Raw genomic sequence first — 17,144 nt, forward strand, 5'->3', positions numbered from 1 at the left:
AAGTGCCTTTCAGAAACGGTCGAGATCATTGGCGATGGCGATCGGCCCGCGAAAATGCGTGCGGATCTGGGTGACATAGCTGCGGGTGCGCGCCGGATCGGGCGTGCCTGCGGCGAAATGGGTGACCACCAGCGACTTGACGCCTGCGCCAGCCGCGAGCCGCCCGACCGCGTCGGGGGTCAGATGATGGGTGGAGAGATGCTGTTCGAGCTGTTGCTTGGCGGGGGCTGGCATGTTCGGCGAGTTGCGGGCGACATTGGCCAGCGTACCGTCCATGTCGATCATCTCGCTGACCAGCAGATCCGCGCCCTTGGCCAGCTTTTCCACTGCTGCGCTGGGGCCGGTGTCGCCGGTATAGACGATCGACCGGCCGGGCAGGTCGAAACGCAGCGAGAGCGACTTGTAGTTGCGATCCTCGACGCTGCCGGGGGCGAAGTCATAATGGCTGTTCTGCGCGGCGGTGACGGTCATGCCGTCGACCTTGATACTCTCGCCATCGGTGAGTTCGATCACGTCCACGGTCTGCGCAGGCGGCGTCCAGGGCTTGCCGGGAATGCCATAGCCGACGCGGGCGGCGGGCTGCATCGAGGCGACCATGCCCGCGACCAGTTCGCGCGTGCCGGGCGGGCCATAGACGGTGAGCGGATCGTTGATGTTGGTCTGGTTGCGCAGGCCAAGCACCGCCGACAGGCCGCCGGTGTGATCGACATGGAGGTGGCTGAGGAACACGGCCTTGACCGCTGGCAGGAGGATGCCTGCGCGCGCCAGTTGCTGCACCGTGCCGTCGCCCGCATCGACCAGATAGACGCGCCCGTCATGGGTCAGCGCATTGGCGGGCTGCGACCGGTCCCGGCTGGGGACCGGGCCGCCCATCGTGCCGAGCGTCACGAAGGCGTCTCCCCCGGCAGGCCCAGGCTGCGCGAAGGCGGGAGAGGTCGCCATCAGTGCCGCAAGGGCCAGCCGGGAGAGACGCGCGTGCATCAGAAGTCGAACCCGAGGCGGACGCCATAGGTGCGCGGCGGACGCAGGGTGCCGACCGGGAAGTCGAGGATCGGCCGGGTTCCGGCGCGGGCCAACACTTCCTTGTCAGTGATGTTGTTGATGAAGCCGGTGATATTCCAGCCACCGCGGCTGTCGAGCGTCAGGAAGGCATCCGCCATCATGAAGCCGTCCTGCTTTTCTTCCTCGCGATAGTTGGTGTTCATGTAGCGGCTGGATTCGATGTTGGCGCGCGCGCCCGCAACCAGCGACAGTTCGTCCGACAGGGGGAAGGTCCGCTCATAACCGACATTGATCGCCCATTTCGGCGCATTGGCGGTGGGCTTGCCCGAACAGTCGATGTCATAGAAGCGTGCGCCGTTGACGCCGGGATTGGCGAGGCGGCTGCCCAACGTGGTACAACCCGTCGTCACCGGCGCGCCGGTGGGCGAGAAGTTGGCGGTGACCAGCTCGTCATATTTGCCCTTGAGGAACTGGACGTTCAGGTTGAACAGGTCGTTGCGGCTGGGGGCGAAGCGGGCTTCGAATTCGGCACCGTAGATTTTCGACTTGCCCGCGTTGACGGTGGTCGAACCCTGCGCGAACAGGCCGTTGCCGGTGGGCACGCCGCCGACGAAGGTGATCTGCTGATCCTTATAGTCCCAGTAGAAGGCTTCGAAGTTCAGCTGCAGCTTGTTGTCGAAAAAGCGGTTCTTGGCACCGACCGTATAGGCGGTCAGCGTTTCGGGCGCGAAGGTGTTGTTTGGCGGCTGGGCGACGAAGAAACCGCCCGATTTGAAGCCGGTCGCGACATTGGCGTAGACGAGCGAGGCCGGGCCTGCGTCAAACTCTACGCCTGCCTTCCAGGTGAATTTCTCGAAATTCAGGTCGCCGGTGAAGGGCGCGCTGAGCGGCGGGTTGATCGGGCCGGGCAGGCCGCCCGCAGCGGTCGATGTCAACTGCCGCTTGTCTTCGCGGGTGTAGCGACCGCCAGCGACCAGGCGCAACGCATCGGTCACGTCGAAGGTCAGCTGACCGAAGGCGGCGACGCTTTCAGTATCCAACCGGGGCGTGAAGCGGGTGGTCGAGATATTGCCCTGGCGGAAGAAGTTTTCGGTTTCCTGGTTTTCGCCGAAGTAGAAGGCACCCAAGACATAGCGCAGCCGCTGATCTTCCTTCGACGACAAGCGGACCTCGAGCGACGCCTGTTCGGCGAGATCGGTGAAATCACCGGCAAAGCCCGGCAGATAGGTGCGAAACTTCACGTCCGACTTACGGTAGGCGGGAATGACGGTCAGCGTGCCGAAGCCCATGTCGCCGACGATCGTGGCACTGAGGCCGTAGAATTTATTGTCGAGGAACCCGTCGGAGCCTGCTTGCGCGACGCAGCCGCTGCGCACGAAACCGCCAAAGCCACCACAGAAGGGCGGGGCGAAGATGGTGGCGGCATAGCCTGCAATCGCGGCCTGGGCGCGCGGGTCGGACACGCTGACGCGATCATCAAGGTCCGGCACGGCGAAGGCGGCGCTGGGCAGCAGGACGGCACCGGCCCCCTTGCCATGCTGGCGATAATAGTCGGCGACCAGCGTCATCGACCACATGTCGGACGGTTCGATCAGCAGCGAGGCGCGGACGGCTTCGCCCTTGTCGTCATCATAGCCGTCGGAGATATAGCCGTCGCGATCGACGATCTGGCCAGCGACGCGCAGGGCGACGGTGTCGCCGATCGGCACGTTGAGCGCCAGAAAGCCCTTCTTGCTGTCGTAATTGCCATATTCGAACAGGCCTTCAGCCCCGAATTTGCCGAGTTCAGGCTTTTTCGGCAGCACGTTGATGGCGCCGCCGGTGGCGTTGCGGCCATAAAGCGTGCCCTGCGGTCCCTTGACCACTTCTACCCGCTCCAGATCGTAGAAGACGCCCGCTGGTGCCGTCGGGCGGCCGACATAGACGCCGTTGAAATTGAAGGCGATGGCGTTTTCGGAAAAGCTGTTCTGCGAACTAGTGCCGACGCCGCGTAGGAAGAAGCTGGTGGTGCCGCCGGTCGGCTGGACGACCAGCGAGGGGACCAGCTTGCCGAGATTGGCGGTTTCGGTGATGCCCGACTTGGCGAGATCGTCGCCGGTCACGGCCGATACGGCAAGCGCGGCGCGCTGCAGCGATTCCGTGCGGCGCTGGGCAGTGACGACGATGTCGGCCAGGCCGTCATTAGCGGGTTCGGCGCTGTCCTGCACGGCGACATCGGCTTGTTGGGCCGAGGCGCTCTGTGCGATGCCGAACGTCAGGATGGCGGCGGTTCCGGCCAGAAGCAATGTTTTCATGATATCCTCCCATGCGGCGCGTCGTATCGGGCAGCGCCTTCGCATTGACCTGTGGCAAGTTCGGTAAAATTATCATAACGATTTGTTTCAATGCAGTTCCACAAATAGGATTGATGGATGCGGCTCGACCAATTTGATCTGAACTTGCTGATCGCCTTCGACGTGTTGATTCAGGAGCGCGGCGTGACGCGGGCGGCGGAGCGGCTGAACCTGACGCAATCGGCGATGAGCGCAGCGCTGAAACGGCTGCGCGAGGCTTTTTCGGACGACATATTGGTGCAGCATGGCAAGCGGATGGTGCCGACGCCCGGCGCGCTGTCGCTCGCGCCGCATGTCGCGGCGGCCGTGCTGAATTTGCGCGGCATATTGGCGAGCGGGATGCATTTCGATCCGGCGCAGTCGCGGCGGCGGTTTCGGATCGTTGCGTCGGACTATATCACGACCGTCCTGCTCGGTCCGGCGCTGCGGTCTTTGCAGGCGGAAGCGCCGGGGGTGCAGATCGAGATCACGCTGCCGCGATCGGACATATTGGAGCGGCTGGACGATGGTGACATCGACCTCATTATCTCGCCGGAAAAATATCTCAGTCCCATACATCCGCGCGAACTGGTGTTCGAAGAGCGGCATGTGGTGGTGGGGTGCGCCAACAACCCGGTGCTGCACCAGCCGCTGGATGCTGACACCTTTTACAATAGCGGGCATATCGTGGTGAGCGTGTCGCGGGACGGGACGTTTATCGACGATGTGCTGCGCGATCAGGGGCGGCAGCGGCGGATCGAGATCATCTGCGCGGCCTTTACCCAGGTGCCCTGGATGCTGCCCGGCACGACGCGGCTGGCGTTGATGCATGAGCGGTTGGCGCGCGAACTGGCCCCGCAATTATCGTTGATCGTGTGCGAGCCGCCATTCCCGTTGCCGTCGATGCGCGAGATGATGCAGTTTCACAGCGCGCGGGCGGCGGACCGGGGTCTGTCCTGGTTGCGGGCGCGATTGATTGCGACGTCGGGGGGTGAAAATGGCCAGGTGGCTGACGCTGGCTGATCCTTCGCTAGAGAAGGATGTTGGCTCCCTGAGTAGGATTCGAACCTACGGCCATTCGATTAACAGTCGAATGCTCTACCGCTGAGCTATCAGGGAGCAGCCCGGCTCTCACCGGGCAGAGCGCGCCTATAGCAGCGGGTTTTGCGGAATGGCAAGCGTTAATCTGATGATTTTTTTGGCTTGCGATCAGGCGATGAATTGCTCGGCGGCGATGCGGTCGTCGAGCGTATGTTCGGGGTCGAACAGCAGCGTGAGCGGGGTTGCGCGGTCGATGCGGACCTCCACCTGGGCGACGTCGCGCACTTCGCGCTGATCGGCGACGGCGCTGACCGGGCGCTTGACCGGATCGAGCACGGTGAAGCGGATGACGGTGTTTTCGGGCAGGATCGCGCCGCGCCAGCGACGGGGGCGGAAGGGGCTGATCGGGGTCAGCGCGACGAGGCCCGACCCCAGTGGCAGGATGGGGCCATGGGCGGAAAGATTATAGGCGGTGGACCCGGCCGGGGTGGCCACCAGCACGCCGTCGCACACCAGTTCGGGCAGCACCGCGCGGCCGTTGACCTGCACCTCCAGCTTGGCGGTCTGGCGGGTTTCGCGCAGCAGCGAGACTTCGTTGATGGCGGGGATGGAAAATTGTTCGCCATCGACCGTGTCGACGACCATGCGCAGCGGGTGGACCTTGAAGCTCTTGGCCTTTTCCAACCGCTGGTCGAGCCGTTCGAGCCGCCATTCGTTCATCAAGAAGCCGACAGTGCCCAAGTTCATGCCGAAGACGGGGACGATCCGCCGCGCCTCCAGCATGGCGTGGAGGGTTTGGAGCATATAGCCGTCGCCGCCGAGCGCGATGACCATGTCGGCCTGTTCGATGGGCACGAAGTCATAGGCGGCGCGAAGCCGCTCTTCGGCGGCTCTGGCGGCGTGGGTGGGGGACGCGACGAGGGCGCGCCGCGGCTCGTCGATCATCCGCCGGTGACGCTCATGTGGCGACGGGTGGCGGGGGCGGTTTCGCCAGCGCCGATGCGGAAGTCGTGGCGGGCGGGCTTCAGGCGAAGCGCGCGGTCGATGAGCGGTTCGACCGCGTCGAGGCCACCGTCGCGCAGGGCGGCTTTGAAATCCACATGATCCTCATGGCCCAAGCACATGAAGATCTTGCCTTCGCAGGTCATGCGGATGCGGTTGCAGTCGGCGCAGAAATTCTGGGTGAGCGGGGTGATGAGGCCGAGCCGGGCGCCCAGGCCATCGACGCGATGATAGCGGGCCGGGCCGCCGGTGCGGTCGGACACGGGCGTCAGCGGGTGCGCGGCATTTATCGCGGCGGCGACCTGCGTCAGCGGGAGATAATGGTCGGTGCGGTCTTCGCCCGTGTCGCCCAGGGGCATGGTTTCGATGAGGGTGAGGTCCAGCCCTTCCGCATCGCACCAGAGCAGCATGGGGAGGATTTCATCCTCATTGACGTTCCTGAGCGCGACCATGTTGATCTTGATCGCGAGGCCTGCGTCGCGGGCGGTCGTGATGCCGTGCAGGACGGTGGCGATGTCGCCGCCGCGCGTCACATGGGCAAAGCGCGCGGGGTCGCGGCTGTCGAGGCTGACATTGATGCGGCGGACGCCGGCATCGACCAGCGTTGCGGCATGATCGGCGAGGCGGGTGCCGTTGGTGGTCAGCGTGAGTTCGTCCAGCCCATTGCCCAGATGCCGCCCGATCCGCCGCACCAGATCGCCAATGTCGCGGCGGACCAACGGCTCGCCCCCGGTCAGGCGGATGCGGGTGATGCCGCGCGCGATGAACAGGTCGGCGAGCAGCGCGATCTCTTCGAGCGTCAGCACCTGATTCTTGGGGAGGAACTGCATCTTTTCCGCCATGCAATAGCGGCAGCGAAGGTCGCAGCGATCCGTCACCGAAATGCGCAGATAGCTGATCCGGCGACCAAGGCCGTCGGTCAGCGGCGCGCGCGGGAGGGGAGCCGGAAGCATGGGGGATAGGTAGGCGATGGGCAGGAGCGGCGCAAGCGCCCCGGTTGCAGCGGGGGCAAGAGGTCGGTAACGCATTGCTGTTAAGCCGTTTCGATGCGCGGCGCCGGGGGACGAATATAGTGAGCGGAGAAAGTGCCGCAGACGGCCATCGCAGCCTGTTCATCCTGTCACCGGGCGACCGCGACGGGCTGTGCCATGCGGCGCGGCTGGCGGGGTGGCGCGCGATCGGCGCGCGGCGGCCGGGCGATGCGCCGCAGCGCTTTTTGCGCAGCGAGGCGCAGGTGGCGCTGGTCGATATGCGCCAGGGTGGCGATGCCGCGCGCTTGATGGCGCCTTTGGTCCCGGCGATGGAGGCGGGTGGCGGCGCGTTGATCGTGCTGATCGACGGGAGCGACGAGGCGCGGGTGCCCGCGCTGATGGAGGCGGGGGCGACGCATTTCCTGCTGGCCCCCTTTGGCGATGCGGGATTGCGTGCGGTGCTGGCGTCGGCGCATCGGCTGGTCGAACGGCTGGGCGGCGGGGCCAAGCATAGCCAGCGGGCGCAGCGTATCCGCCGGGGGGATGCGCTTTACTGGCAATTGGAGCGCGACGGGCGGCTTAGGCTGAGCGCCGGGCTGATGGCACATCTGGGGCTGGGAGACGCGCTGGTGACGCCTGCCTCGCTGGTGCGGCGCTTGCCGCGCGGGGAGCGGCGGGCGGTGCTGGCGGCGGTGCGGGCGATGTTGCGCAGCGGGACGCCCGATGCGCTGGCGCATGGCCTGCCCGATCGGCCGGGCGATCGGCTGGTCCATCATCTGCGGGTCGAGGAAGGGATGGTCGCGGCCGATGTCGAATGGTTGTCGGAAGGGCATGAGCGCGAGAGTGCGTCGCGCGATTATCTGACCGGGGTGCGATCGCGGCAGGCGGCGCTGGCCTGGCTGGAGCAGCGGCAGGGTTTGCCGACGACCGTGCTGCTGCTGTCGATCAGCCAGTTCGAGCGGATGAACGCCGCCTATGGCCAGGTGGTGGGCGATGCGCTGCTGGGGCGGATTGCGCGGCGGATCGAGCGGTTGGTCGACGATGTCGCGCCCGGCGCGATGGTGGCGCGGATTGCGGGGACGGAATTTCTGGTCGGGCTGACCGGCGAGGCAGCGGGCGGCGACCGGGCGACCTTCCTGGCGCGGCAGCTGATCGGCGCGATCGGGAGGCCATTCAGCGCGGGGGATCATCTCATTCGCCTGATCGCGCGGTGCGGCATCGCTCAGGCGCGCAGCGATGATGATGCGACGCTGATGCTGCGCCGGGCGGGGACAGCGCTGGCCGATGCGCGGCAGGCGGGCGGCGAGGGCATTCGCATATTGTCGGCCGACAAGCAAAGCCGCCAGGTCGATGCAGACCGGCTGGAGACCGACCTGCGGCTGGCGCTGGACCGGGGCGAAATAGGCATCGTGTTCCAGCCGCAATATCCGGTCCATTCAGCGCAGATCAGCGGTGTCGAGGCGCTGGCGCGGTGGAACCACCCCCATTATGGGCCGCTGGGTGCGGGCATATTGTTCGCGACCGCCGAGCGATCCGACTATATGCTGCCGCTGTCGGCGCATATCCAGGCGGAGGCGCTGCGGCAGGCGGCGGCCTGGCCACGGGCGCTGGCGGCACTGCGGCTGTCGATCAATGTGACCGCGGCGGATATCGCCCAGCCCAGTTTCATGAGCGAATTGTTGCGGATGGTCGATGGCAGCGGTTTTCCGCGATCGCGGCTGACGGTCGAGATTACCGAGAGCGGGCTGATCGAGGATATTGGCGCGGCGTCGGCGCTGCTGCGGGCGCTGCGGGCCGAGGGGCTGGCGGTGGCGATCGACGATTTCGGCACGGGCTATTCGAGCTTGGCCTATTTGAAGAACCTGCCGCTTGATTATCTCAAGATCGATAGCGGGCTGGCACAGGATATTGCAGGCACCGCGCGCGACCGGATCATCGTGCGCGGGGTCATCCATATGGCCAAGTCGCTGGGGCTGAAGGTCATCGCCGAGGGGGTGGAGACCGAGCAGCAGCTCGACCTGCTGGCGCGCGAGGGGTGCGACTATTATCAGGGCTTTTTGCGGTCGGCGGGGATTTCGTCGGCCGATCTGGTGAGTTTGTTTTTGAGCTGACATGCAAAAGGGCGCGGGGGTTGGTCCCGCGCCCTTTTTGCCGTTGGTGGCCGGTTGCTTAGAGCCCGGCTGTAATCCCCAATCCGTTCGTCCTGAATAGCCATTGAGCGAAGTCGAAATGGCGTATCGAAGGATCGGGCGCTGCGCCAGATGCTTCGATACGGGCCTTCGACAAGCTCAGTCCCTACTCAGCACGAACGGAGTATCTAGGATGACTTTAAAGGTCAGAGCGCGGCTTTCAGGGCGTCGACCAGGTCGGTCTTTTCCCAGGGGAAGAAGTCGCCTTCAGGCGTACGGCCGAAATGGCCGTAGGCGGCGGTCTTCTGGTAGATGGGCTTGTTGAGGCCGAGATGCGTGCGGATGCCCTTGGGCGTCAGGCGCACGAGGGTTGGCAGCACAGCTTCGATCGCGGCGGCTTCGACGGTGCCGGTGCCATGCAGATCGACATAGAGCGAGAGCGGTTCGGCGACGCCGATGGCGTAGCTGAGCTGAATCGTGCAGCGGCGGGCGAGGCCGGCGGCGACGATGTTCTTGGCGAGGTAGCGGGTGATATAGGCCGCCGAGCGATCGACCTTCGTGGGGTCTTTGCCCGAAAAGGCGCCGCCGCCATGGGGCGAGGCACCGCCATAGGTGTCGACGATGATCTTGCGGCCGGTGAGGCCAGCGTCGCCATCCGGGCCGCCGATTTCGAACAGGCCGGTCGGGTTGACATAGATACTGGCGTCGTCAGGCATCCAGCCGTCGGGCAGGATTTCGGTCATCACGCCCTTGACATAGGCGCGCAGCTTGGCGCGGCTGTCGTCATTGTCCATGCCCTGGGCATGCTGGGTCGACACGACCAGCGCGGTGGCGCGGACCGGCTTTTCATCGATATATTCGAGCGTCACCTGGCTCTTGGCGTCCGGCTCCAGGAAGTCGACCACCTTGTTGTGGCGATCATGGGCCAGGCGTTCGAGGATCTTGTGGCTGTAATAGAGGGTGGCGGGCATGAGGTCGGGGGTTTCGTCCGACGCATAGCCGAACATGATGCCCTGATCGCCAGCGCCTTCATCCTTGTTGCCGCTTTCATCGACGCCCTGGGCGATATGGGCGGACTGGCCGTGGAGGTTGTTTTCGAAGCGGAAGGTTTCCCAATGGAAGCCGTCCTGCTCATAGCCGATGCGCTTGACCGTTTCGCGGACGGTCGCTTCGATCTCTTCCTTGGCGCCCGGCGCCCAGGCACCATCCTCATAGACGCCCTTGCAGCGGATTTCGCCGGCGAGGACGACGAGCTGGGTCGTGGTCAGCGTTTCGCAGGCGATGCGGGCTTCGGGGTCTTTCGACAGGAAGAGATCGACGATGGCGTCGGAAATCTGGTCGGCGACCTTGTCGGGATGGCCTTCGGACACGGATTCCGAGGTGAAGAGAAATTGGTTGCGCATAGGACTCCCGTAAGATGCTGGGCCGATAAACGATATAAAGAATAGTTTATGTGGCTATTAGCTTTTGCTGGGGCGGATGGCAATGGCGAGGGCAAAGAGCGCCAGCATGAAGGCGAAGGGTGCCCAGTTGCCGACCCGTGCGAAAAGCGTGGGCGGGAGCGCGGGGGGCAGGCCGGAGTCGAGGAAACCGGCGCGGTTGAGGCCGAGGGCATGGGCGACGCGGCCACGGGCGTCGATGATCGCCGAGACGCCGGTGGGGGTCGACCGGATGATCGGCAGCCCTTCCTCCAATGCACGGAGGCGGGCTTGGGCGAGATGCTGGACCGGACCCCAAGGGCCGAACCAGGCGTCATTGGAGGGATTGAAGAGGAAGGCGGGGCGATTGGCGCGATCGACCACCTGGCCTGAAAAGACGATCTCGTAGCAGATCTGCACGCCCATGCTGAGGGCAGGGCGGCCGGTGGTGGCGGGGAGCGTCAGGCTTTGCGGGCCGGGGCCGGGCCAGAAGTCGGCATCGCCGGGCACGAGGCGAGAGAGGCCGATGGGTTCGAGGACCGAGCGCAACGGCAGATATTCGCCGAAGGGGACGAGATGCGCCTTGCTGTAGCGGGCGGCGATCGTCGCTTGGGGGGTGACGATCCAGACGCTGTTATTGGCGCCCGCCAGCTTGTTGACGAGGATGCCGTCTTGTTCGACCGGCTTGAAATAGACTTTGTCCGCGCCGGTCAGCAGCAGGTCGCCGGGGCCGAGCAGGGCGGCGAGGCGGGCGCGCCAGTCGGGTTCCATATCGAGATAGGCGGGGATCGCGGCTTCGGGCCAGAAGATGAGGCGTGGGGCGGGGCGCGGTTCACCCGTGAGGGCGGTCAGCTTGCGGAAATTGGCAAATTCGCGCTCGACCGAATATTTTTCGTCCTGGCCGATATTGGGCTGGACGACGCGTATGCGCGGCGCGCCGGGCGGGGTGGCGGGCGCGGGGGAGAGCCAGCCCCATAGCGCAGCGAGGAGGAGCGGGGCGAGCATCGCGGCGGGGGCTGCGACTTGTCGCCGGGCGATCAGGAGCAACGCGGCGCTGGCGAGGATGACCAGGGCGCCGAGGCCATAGGTGCCGACGAGGGTCGCGGCGATCGCCGCTCCGCTGGGCAGCAGGATGATGCCGATCGGGTTCCAGGCGAAGCCGGTGAAGAGGGTCGCGCGGAGATATTCGGTGGCGATCCAGAGGGCGGCGAGGAGGAGGGGGAAGGTGGCTGTGCCTAAAGGTTGATCCTTGCCGCGATGGCGCGCTGTCTTCTCTGCCGCCTTCCCCCGGATGAAGGTTGGGAGATGGGTCCCCGCCTTCGCGGGGATGACGAGGTTGGACAGCCACCACGCCCCTGACGTCGCCAGTGCGGGGAAGAGGGCGAGGTAGAGAGAGAGGAGGATGACGCCGCCATAGCCGAGCCAATGGGGCATGGCGTCCTGAAAGGTGAAGGCGTGGGCGATCCAGTGGAGGGCGAGGGTGAACTGGCCGACGCCGAACAGCCAGCCATAGGTGAAGGCGGCACGGCGGTCGGGGGCGCTCTGGGTCAGGTGGATGAGCAGCGCGAGGGCGAGCAGCGTGACCGGCCAGAGCGACAGCGGGGCAAAGCCGGTGGCCGAGGCGAGGCCCGCCAGCAGCGCGGCCTTCCTGGGGTGGCGGTCGAGCAGGGCGCGCATGGGGGCGGTCAGCCGATGGTTGCCATGGTGGCCTGGCTGCATGTGTCGCCCTTGCCGCCGCCGCCGGTCAGCATCGAGGCGGCGAGGAAGCCGCCGACGATCAGCACCAGGAACAGGGCGGAGAGCCAGCCGAGATATTTTTCGATGAAGGCTTTGATGGGGCGGCCGAATTTCCAGAACAGGAAGCCGACCAACATGAACTGAAAGGCGCGGCTGACGACGCTGGCCCAGAAGAAGGTGAAGAGCGGCAGGCCGACGAAACCCGCGGTGATGGTGATCAGCTTGAACGGGATCGGCGTCGCGCCTTTGATCAGGATGATCTCCGCGCCATATTCGCGCAGATAGCAGGCGGCGACAGGGAACTTGTCGGCGAGGCCGAGCGCGCTCAGCAATTGCTGTCCGACCGTCTCGTAGAGGAAGAAGCCGATCGCATAGCCCAGCATTCCGCCCAGCACCGAGGCGAGGGTGCAGATGAGGCCGAAGCGGATCGCCCGTTCGGGGCGCGCGAGGCACATCAGGCCCAGCAGGGGATGCGGCGGGATGGGGAAGAAGCTCGATTCCAGGAAGGAAATGACGAAGAGCCAGCGTTCGGCATGGGCATGGGCGGCCTTGGCCAGCGTCCATTGATAGAGCCTGTTGAGCATGGCGGCGACCTAGCCGAGATCGGGGCGGGTCGCCAGCGATTTTGGCGGGGTGAAACGGTCAGCGATGCGGACAGTGGTGGCGGGATTTTGGGGTGGGGGGGAGGTTGTACGCTTTGGGGGGGGGGCAATGTACGCTTTGCGGGGGGAGCAAACCCCGCGTCCGTTCGGGCTGAGCTTGTCGAAGCCCTCCACTTCTCCTCAAAGAAAGAGTGCCCTTCGGCAGGCTCAGGGCGAACGGGGGAGGGGGCGGGTGACGGATGCGTGCCGTGCTGAACCGCGCACCCCACTGTACGATAAGGCACCGCCTATCGCGAATTGGTGCGACGGCGTTGACGGGGCGGCACCGTCTGGGCAAGACCCCTTCTCCCCTGTTCGGTTCGGTTCGCGCGTTTGACATTTTCTTCCATTCCCTGGGCCAGGCTGCGGCAGCGCGCGGGCGGTATCGCGTTTGCGCTGGTGCTGAACGCCATCCTGCTGCTGGGGCTGTTCACTTTGTCGCCCTCGTTCGAGCCGAAAAGGGTCGAGGACCGGCTGCCGGTGACGTTCGACGTTGAGACGGGGACCAAGACCGAGCAGGAGCAGAAGCGCGCGCCCAAGGCGGAGAAGCGCGAGCAGGACGAGGCCAGCCCGCCCAAACAGGCCGAGGCCGTGGTGCGCCCGCCCCGGCCGACGGAGCAGCCGGTCGAGGAACCGCCCGCGCCCTTCCCCTTCCTGACGATGAGCCGCGATCAGATGGCGTCGGCGGATATCGGCACTATGCCCAAGGCGGCGCAGGGCGCGGCGGCGGGACAGGGCGACAGTTCGGCGGTCGCCGGGCCGGGCGAGGGGCCGGGCGGGGTGCAATTGTTCAACGCCGAATGGTATCGGCGACCGACCAATAGCGAGCTGTCCACCTATATCCCCGCCAATGCGCCGCCCGAAGGCTGGGGCCTGGTCGCGTGCAAGACGGTCGACCATTATCATGTGGAAAACTGCCAGATATTGGGCGAATCGCCGCTGGGGTCGGGCTATGCCCGCGCGGTGCGGCTGGCCGCCTGGCAATTCCTGGTCCGCCCCCCGCGCGTGAATGGCAAGCCGCAGGTGGGGAGTTGGGTGCGGATACGGATTGATTATACCCGGTCTGGGGTAAGGGTTGGGGGGTAGTGGGGCGTTTTTGGAGCTTTAGTTCGAAGGCAAGGATTAGGCCTTTCAACTATGCAATCATTGGAATTCCGTTTGAATGGCCTTCCATCACATCTCGGTAACGAACGAGATTGGGGAGATTGGCTACGACGTTTGGATCGTCAGCATTGTCCCGATACCATGTTCTCACAGCCTCGATAAGCCGCTGACAAAAAAGTGCGAGATCGAGGGACAGAGTAGTGCCTTTGAAACTACCGCAGTCTGTGCTCATCATCCGGTCGAATACACTTCCACGGCCGTCGGGAAGGCTAAAAGCAACCCGGTCATAGCGGGATTTTGCGTGGCCAAATTGCCCATGATGCACGACGCCACCCCGCAAACTATAGCAATCGTCACCGGTAAATTCAGGGTAATGCAGTTTTGCTACGTGTTCATTGAACCATGCTGCATACTTTTCACGCTTCGACCACCTCTCGTCCTCGGGTCTCTCAAGTAGCGAACAAATGTCGGGCAGAGATAGCGTAACAGTCAGAGCTGCATACCACAAACGAGCGGCTAGAGCTCTTTCTATATCATTAAGAATTATCTCTAATTCACCAGCCCCCGGATTTACCACATTACAGTACCCGATTCCTTTCACTAAACGATACCCTCGCAATGAGACCGATAAATTCAACATTTATAATACAGTACCCTTCCGTTGAGAGCGCAGATTGTCAATGTCGGATGCTAGCCACGATTCCAAAGTCTGGATTAATTTTTCACGGATTAAAATAGCACGTAGTAAAAGAAAATCGGAGGCAGATTCCTGCTTCGCCATCAATGAGGTACTGTTGATTGTTTTGTAACTGTAATTGTTAAGAATGCAAACTACACAAACGTAAAGGAAAGGGCTTCGACAGGCTCAGCCCGAACGGGGTTGTGGTGATGCGCCAGCGTCGAGGCCCCTCTTCCAACTTCGCCTAGGCGGCTGCGCCGCTGAGGCTGCGTATCCTTCTCCCCGTGGGGGAGAAGGTTTGGGGGGTGGGATTTGTCGCCTCGTACTTACAAATGCCCGTTCGTGCTGAGTAGGGGCTGAGCGAAGTCGAAGTTGAACAGGTCGGACCATCCCCCGGATGGTCCTGAACATGCCGGGGGCATGTTCACCTGTTCAAGTATCGAAGCATCCGCGTAGCGCTTATCCTTCGATACGCTATTTCGACAAGCTCAATAGCTACTCAGGACGAACGGAATGAGTGGGGGCAAATTGTTCTACTACACCCGGCGCGCCGATAGCGGCACTTCGTCGGGGCGGAGGGTTAGGACTTCGACGCCGGTGCGGGTGACGGCGACGGTGTGTTCGAATTGGGCGGAGAGTTTGCCGTCGTTGGTGGTGACGGTCCAGCCATCATCCTGGGTCGAGACTTTGCGGCTGCCCTGGTTGAGCATCGGTTCGATGGTGAAGACCATGCCTTCGCGCAAGGGCAGGCCCGTGCCGGGGCGGCCGAAATGGAGGACTTGCGGCTCTTCATGCATTTCGCGGCCGATGCCGTGGCCGCAATAGTCGCGCACGACGCTATAGCCGTTGCGCTTGGCATGGCGCTCGATCGCAAAGCCGATGTCGCCCAGATGCGCGCCGGGGCGGACCTGGGCGATGCCCTGCCATAGCGCTTCCTGCGTGACGCGGACGAGGCGGCGGGCGGCGGGGGCGACGTCGCCGACGAGGTAGGTTTTGCTGGAATCGGCGATGAAGCCGTTTTTTTCCAGCGTGATGTCGAGATTGATGATGTCGCCGTCGCGGATGATCGTGTCGGCATTGGGCACGCCATGGCAGACGACATGGTTGATCGAGCAGTTCAGCACATATTGGAAGCCATATTGGCCCTTGCTCGCCGGGCGGGCGGCGAGGTCCAGGGTGATATAGCGGTCGACCAGATCGTTGACGGCCATGGTCGAGAGGCCCGCGAGCGGCTGCGTGTCGAGCATGGTGAAGACCGCGGCGAGCAACTGGCCCGATTGCCGCATCAGCGCCAGTTCGTCGGGGGTTTTGACCATCTCAGGCGGCGGCCCGTTGCGCCAGTTCGACATGGGCGGCGGCATATTGCTGGCGGACGATGTCGTTGAAGGAGAGGGTGGGATTGGCTTCGGCCAACATGCCGATCTTCATCCAATATTCCGCCTGCGCATTGATGGAGCGGCACATCGGCGCGCTGGCGCGGCGGGCTTGTTCGTGGAGGTCGTCGGCGATTTTTACGATGCCCATGGGGTGTCCTGATATATGAAATGTATATGGATCGTATATGGTTCATATGGTTTGGGGTCAAGGTGGGGGCGGGCGGTTGGCGGCTGGCGCGGAGCCCCCTCTTCCAACTTCGCCTAGGCGGCTGCGCCGCTGAGGCTTCGTATCCTTCTCCCCGTGGGGGAGAAGGTTTGCGGGCCAATGTCTGGGGATCGGATCGGGCGGGGTTGTTGGCGATGGGGTAGGGGCGTTGGATCGACAGGAGGATCTGATGCGGGTTGCGGTTTTGACGTTTGATGGGTTCAATGAGCTGGACAGTTTCGTGGCGCTGGCGTTGCTGAACCGGGTGAAGGGGTGGCGGGCGGAGATATGTGCGCCGGACGCCACGGTCACGTCGATGAACGGGGTCGAGGTGCGGACGCAGCAGCCGCTGGAATGGGCAGCGCAGGCGGATGTGGTGCTGGTCGGCAGCGGGGCGCGGCGGTTGGAGGTGGCCAATGATGCGGCGTTGATGGCGCGCATAAGGCTGGACCCGGCACGGCAGCTGATCGGGTCGCAATGTTCGGGCGCGCTGATATTGGGCGCGCTGGGGCTGGTCGGTGACATGCCGGTCTGCACCGACCGGACGAGCCAGCCGATGGCGATCGCGGCCGGGCTGCGCGTGCTGGAGGCGCCGTTCGTGGCGCGGGGCAATGTGGCGAGCGCGGGCGGATGCATGGCGGCGCATTATCTGGCCGCCTGGGCGATCGCGCGCGGCGCAGGCGTCGAGGCGGCGCGCAGCGTGATCGACTATGTCGCGCCGGTGGGCGAGAAGGACGAGACGGTGGCGCGGGTGATGGCGGTGATCGCGCCGTTCGTGGCGGATGTTTCCCAGGCGGCATGAGGGTTGCGATCTGCTACTGATCTGTCATGGTTCGGCGCAGTGAGTCGAACCAAAGGAGCCGTTTGCATGATTATCCACGGGTCGCGGCCATCGCCCTTTGTGCGCAAGGTGATCGCCTTTGCCGCCGAGAAGGGTATCGAGGTCGAGGTGCAGGCGGCGGGCTTCGGACGCGGTGGCGAAGGCTATCTGAACGGGTCGCCCTTCGGCAAGATTCCGGCGTTGGAGGATGGCGACTTTCTGCTGTGCGATTCGACCGCGATCATAACCTATATGGATGCATTGCGCCCCGGTACGGAGATGATCCCGGCCGAACCCAAAGCGCGGGCGCGGACAATATGGTATGAGGAATTTGGCGATACGGTGGCGCAGCCGGTGGGGGCCAAGATCTTCTTCAACCGGGCGGTGGCCAGAAGGCTGAAGCGCGAGCCGGACCTGGCGGCGGCGGACAAGGCGGAGGCCGAGGAACTGCCGGGCCTGTATGATTATCTGGAGGGGGTGTTGCCGGAAAGCGGCTGGCTGGTAGAGGATCGCTTCACGCTGGCGGATCTGGCGGCGGGCTGTCCGTTGATCAATATCGGCTATGTGTCCGACGCGCTGGATGCGGCGCGCTGGCCCAAGGTGGCGGCGTGGCTGGACAGGGTGAAGGCGCGGCCGAGCGTGGCGGCGGCGATGGCACTGGAAGCGCCGACGATCGCGGCGATGGTGGAGAAGTAACCTATCTGGAA

General features: G+C 64.3%; 15 protein-coding genes and 1 tRNA gene. 5 read left to right on the forward strand and 11 right to left on the reverse strand.

Annotation, left to right across the window (positions count from 1 at the left end; all coding sequences use genetic code 11):
• Positions 1-9: 9 nt before the first annotated feature.
• Both ACZ2HM_RS01240 and ACZ2HM_RS01245 read right to left on the reverse strand, forming a co-directional pair.
• On the reverse strand, positions 10-942 hold the full coding sequence (locus tag ACZ2HM_RS01240) for an MBL fold metallo-hydrolase (RefSeq protein ID WP_470426000.1): 933 nt from the start codon (positions 940-942) through the stop codon (positions 10-12).
• Between the two features lie 38 nt (positions 943-980).
• Positions 981-3,296 (reverse strand): TonB-dependent receptor, encoded by a 2,316-nt coding sequence (locus ACZ2HM_RS01245; RefSeq protein WP_470426001.1) that lies wholly within the window; start codon positions 3,294-3,296, stop codon positions 981-983.
• A gap of 117 nt (positions 3,297-3,413) precedes the next feature.
• Here ACZ2HM_RS01245 and ACZ2HM_RS01250 point away from each other — a divergent pair, with 117 nt between their 5' ends.
• Positions 3,414-4,337, forward strand: a complete 924-nt coding sequence (locus ACZ2HM_RS01250; RefSeq protein ID WP_470426002.1) for a LysR family transcriptional regulator — start codon at positions 3,414-3,416, stop codon at positions 4,335-4,337.
• A 21-nt stretch (positions 4,338-4,358) separates the two neighbouring features.
• On the opposite strand, the gene ACZ2HM_RS01255 is transcribed toward ACZ2HM_RS01250, so the two are convergent.
• The 3 genes from ACZ2HM_RS01255 to moaA all read right to left on the reverse strand — a co-directional run bounded on the left by ACZ2HM_RS01255 (position 4,359) and on the right by moaA (position 6,310).
• A tRNA-Asn gene (locus tag ACZ2HM_RS01255) sits at positions 4,359-4,433 on the reverse strand.
• Between the two features lie 90 nt (positions 4,434-4,523).
• Entirely contained in the window at positions 4,524-5,300 is a 777-nt protein-coding gene (locus tag ACZ2HM_RS01260; RefSeq protein ID WP_037475318.1) for an NAD kinase, read from the reverse strand.
• Positions 5,297-6,310 carry a GTP 3',8-cyclase MoaA gene (moaA, locus tag ACZ2HM_RS01265; RefSeq protein WP_470426003.1) on the reverse strand — a complete coding sequence of 338 codons (1,014 nt, stop codon included), beginning with the start codon at positions 6,308-6,310 and terminating at the stop codon, positions 5,297-5,299. The genes ACZ2HM_RS01260 and moaA overlap by 4 nt, the downstream gene beginning before the upstream one ends.
• Positions 6,311-6,429: 119 nt before the next feature.
• On the opposite strand from moaA, the gene ACZ2HM_RS01270 reads away from it, so the two are divergent.
• The gene (locus tag ACZ2HM_RS01270; protein WP_470426004.1) at positions 6,430-8,439 is read left to right on the forward strand and encodes a putative bifunctional diguanylate cyclase/phosphodiesterase; all 2,010 of its coding nucleotides are present in this window, start codon (positions 6,430-6,432) and stop codon (positions 8,437-8,439) included.
• Positions 8,440-8,663: 224 nt separating this feature from the next.
• Here ACZ2HM_RS01270 and metK read toward each other — a convergent pair whose 3' ends face one another.
• From metK to ACZ2HM_RS01285, 3 genes are read right to left on the reverse strand one after another with little or no spacing between them, the layout of a single operon-like run.
• Complete coding sequence (metK, locus tag ACZ2HM_RS01275; RefSeq protein WP_470426005.1) at positions 8,664-9,860, reverse strand: methionine adenosyltransferase; 1,197 nt, start codon at positions 9,858-9,860, stop codon at positions 8,664-8,666.
• A 57-nt stretch (positions 9,861-9,917) separates the two neighbouring features.
• On the reverse strand, positions 9,918-11,552 hold the full coding sequence (gene lnt, locus ACZ2HM_RS01280) for an apolipoprotein N-acyltransferase (protein ID WP_470426777.1): 1,635 nt from the start codon (positions 11,550-11,552) through the stop codon (positions 9,918-9,920).
• A gap of 8 nt (positions 11,553-11,560) precedes the next feature.
• Positions 11,561-12,196: a YqaA family protein gene (locus ACZ2HM_RS01285; protein WP_470426006.1), complete on the reverse strand. Its 636-nt coding sequence runs from the start codon at positions 12,194-12,196 to the stop codon at positions 11,561-11,563.
• Positions 12,197-12,586: 390 nt separating this feature from the next.
• Here ACZ2HM_RS01285 and ACZ2HM_RS01290 point away from each other — a divergent pair, with 390 nt between their 5' ends.
• Complete coding sequence (locus tag ACZ2HM_RS01290; protein ID WP_470426007.1) at positions 12,587-13,339, forward strand: hypothetical protein; 753 nt, start codon at positions 12,587-12,589, stop codon at positions 13,337-13,339.
• Between the two features lie 49 nt (positions 13,340-13,388).
• On the opposite strand, the gene ACZ2HM_RS01295 is transcribed toward ACZ2HM_RS01290, so the two are convergent.
• The 3 genes from ACZ2HM_RS01295 to ACZ2HM_RS01305 form a co-directional block, all read right to left on the reverse strand.
• On the reverse strand, positions 13,389-13,997 hold the full coding sequence (locus ACZ2HM_RS01295) for a hypothetical protein (RefSeq protein ID WP_470426008.1): 609 nt from the start codon (positions 13,995-13,997) through the stop codon (positions 13,389-13,391).
• A gap of 575 nt (positions 13,998-14,572) precedes the next feature.
• On the reverse strand, positions 14,573-15,352 hold the full coding sequence (gene map / locus ACZ2HM_RS01300) for a type I methionyl aminopeptidase (protein ID WP_470426778.1): 780 nt from the start codon (positions 15,350-15,352) through the stop codon (positions 14,573-14,575).
• A gap of 1 nt (position 15,353) precedes the next feature.
• Positions 15,354-15,560: a ParD-like family protein gene (locus tag ACZ2HM_RS01305; RefSeq protein WP_313924513.1), complete on the reverse strand. Its 207-nt coding sequence runs from the start codon at positions 15,558-15,560 to the stop codon at positions 15,354-15,356.
• 247 nt (positions 15,561-15,807) lie between these two features.
• Here ACZ2HM_RS01305 and ACZ2HM_RS01310 point away from each other — a divergent pair, with 247 nt between their 5' ends.
• Positions 15,808-16,419, forward strand: coding sequence for a DJ-1/PfpI family protein (locus tag ACZ2HM_RS01310; RefSeq protein ID WP_470426009.1), 612 nt, complete (start codon positions 15,808-15,810; stop codon positions 16,417-16,419).
• A 66-nt stretch (positions 16,420-16,485) separates the two neighbouring features.
• Positions 16,486-17,133, forward strand: coding sequence for a glutathione S-transferase family protein (locus ACZ2HM_RS01315; protein ID WP_470426010.1), 648 nt, complete (start codon positions 16,486-16,488; stop codon positions 17,131-17,133).
• Positions 17,134-17,144: the final 11 nt, after the last annotated feature.

Source organism: Sphingobium sp. KKT206 (genome assembly GCF_055640555.1).